The sequence below is a fragment of the Bacteroides sp. RTP31139st1_H2_RTP31139_211217 genome (assembly GCF_040227615.1).
Lineage (GTDB): Bacteria > Bacteroidota > Bacteroidia > Bacteroidales > Bacteroidaceae > Bacteroides > Bacteroides uniformis.
Genome location: NZ_JBCNZM010000032.1, coordinates 30,223 through 39,811 on the forward strand (window position 1 = coordinate 30,223; position 9,589 = coordinate 39,811).

At 49.5% G+C, this 9,589-nt stretch carries 10 protein-coding genes; 5 read left to right on the forward strand and 5 right to left on the reverse strand.

Translation table 11 applies throughout. From position 1 onward, the window contains the following. The 3 genes from pstB to pstC form a co-directional block, all read right to left on the reverse strand. The coding region (gene pstB, locus ABUA47_RS07565; RefSeq protein WP_349831500.1) for a phosphate ABC transporter ATP-binding protein PstB at nt 1–662 on the reverse strand (662 nt) is incomplete at its 3' end. Between the two features lie 17 nt (nt 663–679). Further along, complete coding sequence (gene pstA, locus ABUA47_RS07570) at nt 680–1,540, reverse strand: phosphate ABC transporter permease PstA (protein ID WP_035448806.1); 861 nt, start codon at nt 1,538–1,540, stop codon at nt 680–682. 12 nt (nt 1,541–1,552) lie between these two features. Then, nucleotides 1,553–2,737, reverse strand: a complete 1,185-nt coding sequence (pstC, locus tag ABUA47_RS07575; protein ID WP_349831502.1) for a phosphate ABC transporter permease subunit PstC — start codon at nt 2,735–2,737, stop codon at nt 1,553–1,555. A gap of 191 nt (nt 2,738–2,928) precedes the next feature. Between pstC and ABUA47_RS07580 the strand changes: the two genes are divergently transcribed. From ABUA47_RS07580 to ABUA47_RS07595, 4 genes are all read left to right on the forward strand, one after another. Then, entirely contained in the window at nt 2,929–3,750 is an 822-nt protein-coding gene (locus tag ABUA47_RS07580; RefSeq protein ID WP_035448809.1) for a PstS family phosphate ABC transporter substrate-binding protein, read from the forward strand. A 74-nt stretch (nt 3,751–3,824) separates the two neighbouring features. Next, nucleotides 3,825–5,564: a glutamine--tRNA ligase/YqeY domain fusion protein gene (locus tag ABUA47_RS07585; RefSeq protein ID WP_005832304.1), complete on the forward strand. Its 1,740-nt coding sequence runs from the start codon at nt 3,825–3,827 to the stop codon at nt 5,562–5,564. Between the two features lie 4 nt (nt 5,565–5,568). Next, nucleotides 5,569–6,981, forward strand: a complete 1,413-nt coding sequence (locus tag ABUA47_RS07590) for a tetratricopeptide repeat protein (RefSeq protein WP_016274359.1) — start codon at nt 5,569–5,571, stop codon at nt 6,979–6,981. Nucleotides 6,982–7,009: 28 nt separating this feature from the next. Beyond that, complete coding sequence (locus ABUA47_RS07595; RefSeq protein ID WP_005831315.1) at nt 7,010–7,648, forward strand: DedA family protein; 639 nt, start codon at nt 7,010–7,012, stop codon at nt 7,646–7,648. A 90-nt stretch (nt 7,649–7,738) separates the two neighbouring features. On the opposite strand, the gene tpx is transcribed toward ABUA47_RS07595, so the two are convergent. After that, nucleotides 7,739–8,239, reverse strand: coding sequence for a thiol peroxidase (gene tpx / locus ABUA47_RS07600; protein WP_005831317.1), 501 nt, complete (start codon nt 8,237–8,239; stop codon nt 7,739–7,741). Between the two features lie 126 nt (nt 8,240–8,365). On the opposite strand from tpx, the gene ABUA47_RS07605 reads away from it, so the two are divergent. Continuing rightward, the gene (locus ABUA47_RS07605; RefSeq protein WP_005831320.1) at nt 8,366–8,965 is read left to right on the forward strand and encodes an HdeD family acid-resistance protein; all 600 of its coding nucleotides are present in this window, start codon (nt 8,366–8,368) and stop codon (nt 8,963–8,965) included. A gap of 63 nt (nt 8,966–9,028) precedes the next feature. Here ABUA47_RS07605 and ABUA47_RS07610 read toward each other — a convergent pair whose 3' ends face one another. Continuing rightward, entirely contained in the window at nt 9,029–9,577 is a 549-nt protein-coding gene (locus ABUA47_RS07610; RefSeq protein WP_349824542.1) for a recombinase family protein, read from the reverse strand. Between the last annotated feature and the right edge of the window lie 12 nt (nt 9,578–9,589).

A 9,589-nucleotide genomic window follows, 5' to 3' on the forward strand; every position in this document is an offset into this window, starting at 1 on the left:
ATATAGAAGAAAGCCGTATTATCACTGACACGCGCTGCCTGCTGCATGTTGTGGGTGACGATGACGATAGTGTACTGCTTCTTCAACTCGTGGATAAGCTCTTCCACCTTGGCGGTGGAGATGGGGTCGAGGGCGGATGCCGGCTCGTCCATCAGCAGGACCGAAGGAGACACCGCCATGGCACGGGCTATGCAGAGGCGTTGCTGCTGACCGCCGGAGAGGGCGTAGGCGGAGACTTTCAGCTTGTCCTTCACCTCGTCCCAAAGGGCGGCGCCTTTCAGGGTTTCTTCCACCCGCTGACGGATGAAGGCGTTATCGGTGATGCCATTCACACGAAGTCCGTAGGCAACGTTCTCGAAGATGCTTTTTGGGAAAGGATTGGGCCGCTGGAACACCATGCCCACGTTCTTGCGGAGTTCGTCCACTTGCACTCCTTTTCCATAGATGTCTTGTCCGTCAATGCGTATCTCGCCGGTCAGACGGGTGTCGGGAATCAAATCGTTCATGCGGTTCAGCAGGCGCAGGAAGGTAGACTTTCCACAGCCCGAGGGACCGATGAAGGCTATCACAGACTTCTCCTCAATTTCCATGCTGATGCCTTTCAGGGCATGGAAATCGCCATACCAGAAGTTCACGTCACGGGTTTCTATCTTGTTCTTCATACCTATTGTATATGTTTTCAATTCGTCTTAATCTTCTTCTCAAAGTATTTCCGCAGGGCGTTCGCCAGCAAGTTCACCAGGAGGATAATGAGTATCAGCACCAGTGCCGTGCCGTAGGCGATGGGAAGCTGCGCTTCCATATCGGTGCCGCTAGTAGAGATGACGTAGAGGTGATAAGGAAGCGCCATGCACTGGTCGAAGATGCTTGCAGGCAACTGTGGCAGGAAGTAGGCGGCACAGGTGAAAAGGATGGGTGCCGTCTCGCCCGAAACACGCCCCAACGCCAGAATCAGTCCGGTGATGATATTGGGCATCCCCATCGGCAGAATGACATGCCAAATGGTCTGAAGCTTGGTAGCTCCCAACGCGCGGCTTCCCTCGCGCATGCTGTCGGGGATGGCTTTCAGCGCTTCTTCCGTGGTGCGGATAACCAAAGGCAGACTTAGCAGACCCAGCGTCAACGAACCTGCCAGGATGCTGTCTCCAAAATCCATATAGTTGACGAACAGCGCCATGCCAAACAGACCGAACACGATGGAAGGGATGCCGCTCAGATTATTCGTCATCATCCGTATGAAGCGTACCACCCAGCCTTTCGGCACATACTCATTCATATAAATGCCACTCATCACTCCCACCGGAAAAGCAAACAAGGCACTGCCCGCCATCAAGCAGAACGTACCTACAATGGCAGGAAGGATTCCGCCGGCAGTCATACCGTTGGCAGGAGCCGTTGTGAGGAACTCCCAATCGATGACTCCTATACCTTTATATATAATGAAACCGAGGATAGCAAAAAGAATCCCCACCACACTCAAGCTCAACAGACGGAACAAGCCAAATGCCACGTTTTGCGAAAGATGCTTTCTATTGACCATATCTACCTTCTTTTATTTTCGTCTTGGCGAAACTGCTTCCACCGTGAAATTTATCAATAAACTGATGAAGAACAGCACGACACCCAGCAAGAACAATGCTTCGTAATGAGGTCCGCCGGCAGGCGCTTCACCTAGTTCGGCGGCAATCGTTGCCGGAATGGTGCGCAGCGGTTCCAGGATGGTATGGGGAATGACGGCGGCGTTGCCCGTCACCATCAGCACAGCCATCGTCTCGCCCACCGCACGGCCGATGCCCAACACCACTCCGGAGGTGATGCCCGAAATGGAGTAAGGAATCACTACCTTATATATAGTCTGCCATTGCGACGCTCCCAGTGCCAGACTGGCTTCACGCATAGCACGAGGGCAGTTTCTCATCGCATCTTCCGTCACCGTAATGATGGTGGGCAGCGCCATAATGGCAAGCACAATACTGCCCGCCAGCCCGCTCTCACCGACCGGCAAGTCGAAGACCTGCTGCAAAAAAGGTACAATGACAATCAAACCGAAAAAGCCGTAAACCACCGACGGTATGCCACTCAGCAACTCAATGATAGGTTTCAGCAGATTCCTTACCCGGGAATTGGCTACCTCCGACATATAGATTGCCACCGACAGACCAAACGGCAGTGCAAAAAGGATGGCAAACAGACTGACCCACAACGTCCCCGTAATGAGCGGCAAAAAGCCGAACTGCGCAGCAGGTGTTGCCGTGGGAAACCATTCAGCACCGGCAAAGACGTCCTTCACCGAGATGGTGTTGTCTTTCAGCAGATGCACCGAGTCCGGACGAACGACGAACTGCTGCGGTACGAAGGCTATAATGCCAGGCGTACGCTCCACCAGCTCCGTAATGCAAGCACCTGCATTTTCATAGGAAGCGCCCAACTGCTCTTCCGTATAATACTGTGTGATGTCCTCCAAACGGAAAAGGCGGATAGGAAGGTCCTCCCCCCCCACTTCGTCCCAGTTTGTCAGCTCTTCATCAAAGACATCCTTTATCTGTGCCGGAGTCAGTTCGCTCACCCGGTTCTCCTTATTCAAGGCCAATACATACCCTTCTTCTATCACCTTGCTGCTGAACAAGCCCAGCGCTTCGGAAAAGAGGAACACGACGATAAGTACGATGGTAAGACTCGTCACAAAGCCGCTACAAGCCAGTATACCTTCTACAATCTTCTCAAAAATCTTTTTCATGTTGCCTATTGATTTCTGTATGCAAAGGAACGGGCCGGATGTTAAGGCAGTGTGACTAACGTTTGAAAGAAATGTTTCAAAGGTGTTACAAAACTATTACAACGACTCAAAGCACATTCCATGTAACACATTTGTAATATCCATTACCTTAATTTGCATCATGTGTTTACCCTATTTGCACCATGTGTTTTATGAAGACAAGAAAATTACTCCTACTCCTCGCCCTGGCAGCTGCCACCACTGGCATGCAGGCGCAACGCATCAAAGGCAGCGACACCGTGCTCCCCATAGCGCAGCAGACCGCCGAACGCTTTATGACCCTAAACCCCTCTGCCCGTGTCACCGTGACCGGCGGCGGAACCGGTGTCGGTATTTCAGCCCTGCTGGACCAGACCACGGACATCGCCATGGCTTCCCGCGCCATCAAGTTCAGCGAAAAGATGAAGGCCAAAGCCGCCGGAGAAGACTTGGCAGAAGTTCCCATCGCCTACGATGCCCTTGCCGTAGTGGTCCACCCCTCCAACCCAGTGAAACAACTGACCCGCCAACAACTGGAAGATATCTTCCGGGGCAAAGTCACCAACTGGCAGCAAGTGGGCGGAGACGACCGCAAAATCGTAGTCTACTCCCGCGAGACTTCCTCCGGTACCTACGAGTTCTTCAAGGAAAGCGTACTGAAAAACAAGAACTACATGAGCAGCAGTCTCTCCATGCCTGCCACGGGAGCCATTATCCAATCCGTCAGCCAAACTCGCGGAGCCATCGGATATGTGGGTCTAGCCTATGTATCACCGCGTATCAAGACACTCGCCGTTTCATACGACGGGCAGCATTATGCCGCTCCCACGCTGGAGAATGCCATCAATAAGACTTATCCGATAGTACGCCCGCTATACTATTATTATAACCGAAAAAACGCCTCGGTCGTAGCCCCTCTGCTCGATTTCATCTTGTCTGCCGCAGGACAGAAAATCATCAAAGAGAGCGGATATATCCCGGTACATAAAGAATAAATCTTCATTCTTCATTCTTCATTCTTCATTTTTTTACCCTATCTTTGTCCCCACGATACGAAAATAGTAACATTATGGCAGAAATAAAGAGCGAAGAAACAAGCGAAAAAAAGAGCTTGAACTTCATTGAGCAAATAGTAGAAAACGATTTGAAAGAGGGTAAAAACGGGGGAAAAGTACAGACACGCTTCCCGCCCGAACCAAACGGTTACCTCCACATCGGACACGCCAAGGCCATCTGCCTTGATTTCGGTATTGCCGCCGCACACGGCGGTGTCTGCAACCTGCGTTTCGATGACACCAATCCCACCAAAGAAGATGTGGAATATGTAGAAGCCATCAAGGAAGACATCCAGTGGCTGGGCTACAAATGGGGTAACGAATATTACGCTTCCGACTATTTCCAGCAATTGTGGGACTTCGCTATCCGCCTCATCAAAGAGGGCAAGGCATACATCGACGAACAGACTTCCGAGCAGATTGCCGCCCAGAAAGGAACTCCCACCCAGCCCGGTGTGGAAAGTCCCTACCGCAACCGTCCTATCGAAGAAACACTGGATTTGTTCCAGAAGATGAACAGCGGCGAGATTGAGGAAGGTGCCATGGTGCTCCGTGCCAAGATAGACATGGCAAGCCCCAACATGCACTTCCGCGACCCTATCATCTACCGTGTAGTGAAGCATCCGCACCATCGCACGGGCACCACTTGGAAGGCTTATCCGATGTACGACTTCGCCCACGGGCAAAGCGACTTCTTCGAAGGCGTGACACACTCGCTCTGCACACTGGAGTTTGTGCCCCACCGTCCACTCTACGATCTCTTCGTGGACTGGGTGAAGGAAGGCAAAGACCTCGACGATAACCGCCCCCATCAGTATGAGTTCAACAAACTGAACCTCAGCTATACGCTGATGAGCAAGCGCAACCTGCTGACTCTGGTCAAGGAAGGTCTGGTAAACGGTTGGGACGACCCCCGCATGCCGACCATCTGCGGTTTCCGCCGTAGGGGATACTCTCCGGAGTCCATTCATAAGTTCATCGACAAAATAGGATATACAACCTACGATGCGCTCAATGAATTCGCCCTGCTGGAAAGCGCCGTGCGCGAGGACTTGAACGACCGCGCCACCCGCGTATCTGCCGTACTGAATCCGGTGAAGCTTATCATCACCAACTATCCCGAAGGGCAAGTGGAAGAGATGGAAGCCGTCAACAACCCCGAACATCCCGAAGAAGGCAACCACGTCATCGAATTCAGCCGCGAACTTTGGATGGAGCGCGACGACTTCATGGAAGATGCTCCGAAGAAATATTTCCGCATGACACCGGGACAAGAGGTACGTCTGAAGAACGCGTACATCGTGAAGTGTACCGGCTGCAAGAAGAACGATGCCGGTGAAATCACCGAAGTATATTGCGAATACGACCCCGATACCAAGAGCGGTCTGCCCGGAGCCAACCGTAAGGTGAAAGGCACCATCCACTGGGTAAGTTGTGCCCACTGCCTCGAAGCAGAAGTACGTCTCTACGACCGTCTGTGGAAAGTGGAGAACCCGCGCGACGAGCTTGCCGCCATCCGCGAAGCGAAGAACTGCGACGCACTGACAGCCATGAAAGAGATGATCAACCCCGACTCCCTGAATGTGCTGCCCTGCTGCTACATCGAGAAGTACGCTGCCGGCATGCAGCCCCTCTCCTACCTGCAGTTCCAACGTATCGGTTATTTTAATGTTGACAAAGATTCTACGCCAGAAAAAATGGTATTCAACCGTACTGTAGGTCTGAAAGACGTTTGGGGTAAAATCAATAAATAAGAATATGAGTAAAAAAAACCTGCTGTCCGGAAGAGACAAAGAACTGCAAGAAATGGCAGAACAATATGAAGCTGCCAAAGCAGAGAACAGAACCATCTATCTAGACGCAGACGACTTAGCCGACCTCGCAGACTGGTATGCCGTGCATCATAAATATGCCATGGCTACCGAGGTCGTAGAGTATGGCTTGGGAATACATCCGGATAATACGGCTCTGCTGGTGGAACAGGCATACTTGTTCCTCGACACCCAGCATAAAGAGCAAGCCAAAGATATATTGGAACGGATTGCCGAAGAATCTTCCGAAGTGAAAGTGCTGAAAGCCAACCTACTGTTGGGCGAAGGCAAAGAAGAAGAAGCGGAAGCGATACTCGACAGCATAGACGATAAGGACGACCTGGCCAATATCGTTGATGTATCCTATATGTACATCGACATGGGATTCCCGGAAAAAGCATTGACATGGCTGACGCGCGGACTCGAAAAATATGCCGAAGAAGAAGCCTACCTTGCCGTCACCGGCGATTGTTACTATGCCCAGGGACTGTTTGAAAAAGCCACCTTCTTCTTCAATAAGCTGATTGACAAGAATCCGTATTCGGCTCCTTACTGGTTTGGACTGGCCCGTTGCTACTTTGACCAGCAGATGTTCGACAAAGCAATCGAAGCATGCGACTATGCCACGGTGGCCGATGACGAGTTTGCCGATGCCTACCTGATGAAAGGACATTCCTTCTTCCAATTGGGAAATGAGGAAAGTGCCATGGAGAACTACCTGCAGGCCGAAAAATTCCATCTTGTCTCCCACGGTTTCATCAACACCTTCATCGGTCTGAACAAAGCCTCCAAAGGAGAATGGAAAGAAGGATACGACTATCTGGAAAAAGCCATAACGGCCGAAGACAGCCATGACTTCGCCTTGCCTTCTCTTTATGCCAATGCAGCCCTATGCCTGCACAAGATGGGAAAGAAACGCAAAGCACACCAGTATTGTAAAAAAGCATACGACCTGGCACCCGAAGAGATAGACCCGTATCTGATTGAGGGGCGCATCTACATGGAAGAAGGTGAGTATGAGAAAGGTGTGAAGAGATGGGCCAAAGCCTTAGAGTATGCCCCCTATGCGGATACCTGGCACGAAATAGGCATGTGTAGCATGGAAATAGGACAACTGAGCTATGCCAAGCTGGCCTTTGAACATGTCAAAGAGATGGAGCCGGACTTTGAAGGTATCAACGAAAGGCTGACCTCTCTGTATATGCTGCTCAAAGACAAAGAGAACTTCATGAAGTACAACCAGCTGTGCGAACATCCGTTCAGGCTGGAAGAGCTGGACAAATTGCAACAGATACTACAAGAAGATAATCAGGAAGAGCTGGCTCTAGTGATGAAGAATATTTTCAATGCATTACAATAACAGTAATTATATACCACTAATCTAGCAAATGGAATCAGTAGCCTTTATCCAATGGTGTCTCGACCACCTCAATTACTGGACCATCACTTTATTGATGGCCATTGAAAGTTCGTTTATTCCCTTCCCCTCGGAAGTTGTAGTCCCTCCTGCCGCTTGGAAAGCCGCCAACAATGACAACATGAATATATATCTGGTGGTATTGTTTGCAACCATAGGGGCAAATATCGGAGCATTGATAAACTACTATCTGGCAAAATGGCTGGGACGCCCCATCATTTACAAGTTTGCCAACAGCCGTTTCGGGCACATGTGCCTCATCGACGAAGCCAAAGTGCAGCATGCGGAGGAATACTTCGATAAGCATGGAGCCGTATCAACCTTTGTCGGCCGCCTGATACCTGCTGTTCGCCAGTTGATATCCATCCCTGCCGGTCTGGCACGCATGAAGCTGGGAACTTTCTTGCTGTACACCACCTTGGGTGCAGGCCTTTGGAATTCCATCCTGGCTTTTATCGGCTATTACTTGTCCACAGTACCCGGCATTGAGAACGAGGAACAGCTGCTTGCCAAAGTAACGGAATACAGCCATGAGATAGGTTATGTATTTATCGGCATCGGCGTACTCATCGTGGCATTCTTCATCTATAAAGGCATGAAGAAGAAATAAAAAAGAAAACGGTATGATAATAAAAAAGCGGTGGACAGCATGATAAATTCTGTCCACCGCTTTTTATTGCTTATCCCAAATCCAAACTTTCTACTTTACAGCTGCAATAGCTTTATCATAGTCAGGTTCTTGCGTAATTTCAGGTACCAATTCCGTATAGGCAATCTTTCCATCCTTACCGATAACCACTACCGAACGTGCCAGCAAACCGGCAAGCGGTCCGTCGGCCATGCGTACCCCGTAGTTTTCATCAAAATCGGAGAAACGGAAATCAGACAAAGGAATCACATTCTCAATACCCTCCGTTGTACAGAAACGTGCATGTGCAAAAGGTAAATCCTTGGAGATTGCCAACACTACCGTATCGGGCAGGCCGGCAGCCAGTTTGTTGAACTTACGTACAGAAGTAGCGCACACACCAGTGTCAAGGCTGGGGAAAATATTCAAAATAACATTCTTCCCGTTCAGTTCCTTCAAAGAGAATGAAGACAAATCTGTTTTTACCAATTCGAAATCGGGGGCAACAGAGCCCACCTTTATAAATTCACCGATAACCTTTACCGGTTGTCCTTTAAATTTTGTTGTAGCCATAGTTTTATCAAATTATATGTATACATAACAAATTACATACAGAAAAAGTTCACCCGAAACTTTTTTCCAGATAAACTGTTATTCTACGGACGAATTAATGATAATCACTTAAAAAATTAAATTCACATGAAAACTATTTTTGACGAACTTCAGCAGGAAGTAAAGAATTGGTGGATTTCACTCATTCTTGGTATTCTTTATGTAATAGTGGCTATAAGCCTGATGTTCTCCCCTCTCAGCGGGTATGCGGTATTGAGCATTCTGTTCAGCGTCTCCATGTTGTTCAGCGGTCTGCTGGAAATATCCTTTGCAGTAAGTAACCGTAGAAGGGTATCCAGTTGGGGATGGTATCTGGCTGGAGGCATCATCGACATGATTCTGGGATTCTACCTGATAGCCTACCCGATGCTCAGCATGGAAGTCATTCCATTCATCATCGCCTTCTGGCTGATGTTCCGCGGCTTCTCATCCGTAGGCTATGCCATGGACCTCAAAAGATACGGAACAAGAGACTGGGGATGGTATGTTGCTTTCGGTATTCTTGCCGTCATCTGCTCGCTCATCATCTTGTGGCAACCGGCAGTAGGTGCCCTTTACGCCGTGTACATGATTTCGTTTGCATTCCTGATTATAGGCTTCTTCCGTATCATGCTGTCATTCGAGCTGAAAAACCTGCACAAGCGCGGGAAAGAGTGGAAGGAAAAGAAAGAAGTATCAGCCGAATAAGTAGCCCACACGAAGCGTGTCAAAAGGAATCCCACCTTTGACACCTTCGTTTAGCCGAATTGCTCAATAACGTCTCAGAAAACGGAACATCGTAGTCCGTGACACTCCCATCTGTCGGGCAAGCTCGGCACACGACTCTCCTCTTTGGTGCTCCCTCACAAGTTTCCTCTTGTTCGCATAGAGTATCTTCATTTTGGGTGTGTCCCCTTTCTTCCTGCCCAGATGTTTTCCTTCTTTCCTCCGTCGTTCCAAGGCTTCTTTGGTGCGCATGGAAATCAGATTACGCTCTATCTCGGCCATCAGTCCAAAAGCAAATCCCAGCACTTTGCTATTGATGTCATTCTGGAACACATACCCCTCTTTGGTACTGTACAGCACCACTCCCCTTTTGATGCAGGAGTTAAGAATGGTCATTATCTCCAGCAGTGTCCGGCTAAGCCGCGAAATCTCCGTTATAATCAAGGAGTCTCCCGGTTTCATCCGGTCCAACAAGCCCGCCAGTTTACGCTCTTTGCTACTCACTTTTCCGCTGACCGTCTCCATGTACGTAAGCATTCGAACAAATGCACCTTTTACACTTTGAGGTTTGGTTGTAGCTTTGCGGCAGTGAATACAATCAAACCT

Excerpts from the sequence above, each read along its gene's own strand:
- pstC (WP_349831502.1), bottom strand. The coding sequence starts at position 2,737 with ATGAAAAAGATTTTTGAGAAGATTGTAGAAGGTATACTGGCTTGTAGC.
- ABUA47_RS07605 (WP_005831320.1), top strand. The coding sequence starts at position 8,366 with ATGAAAACTATTTTTGACGAACTTCAGCAGGAAGTAAAGAATTGGTGG.
- tpx (WP_005831317.1), bottom strand. The coding sequence starts at position 8,239 with ATGGCTACAACAAAATTTAAAGGACAACCGGTAAAGGTTATCGGTGAA.
- ABUA47_RS07580 (WP_035448809.1), top strand. The coding sequence starts at position 2,929 with ATGAAGACAAGAAAATTACTCCTACTCCTCGCCCTGGCAGCTGCCACC.
- ABUA47_RS07585 (WP_005832304.1), top strand. The coding sequence starts at position 3,825 with ATGGCAGAAATAAAGAGCGAAGAAACAAGCGAAAAAAAGAGCTTGAAC.
- ABUA47_RS07590 (WP_016274359.1), top strand. The coding sequence starts at position 5,569 with ATGAGTAAAAAAAACCTGCTGTCCGGAAGAGACAAAGAACTGCAAGAA.
- ABUA47_RS07595 (WP_005831315.1), top strand. The coding sequence starts at position 7,010 with ATGGAATCAGTAGCCTTTATCCAATGGTGTCTCGACCACCTCAATTAC.
- pstA (WP_035448806.1), bottom strand. The coding sequence starts at position 1,540 with ATGGTCAATAGAAAGCATCTTTCGCAAAACGTGGCATTTGGCTTGTTC.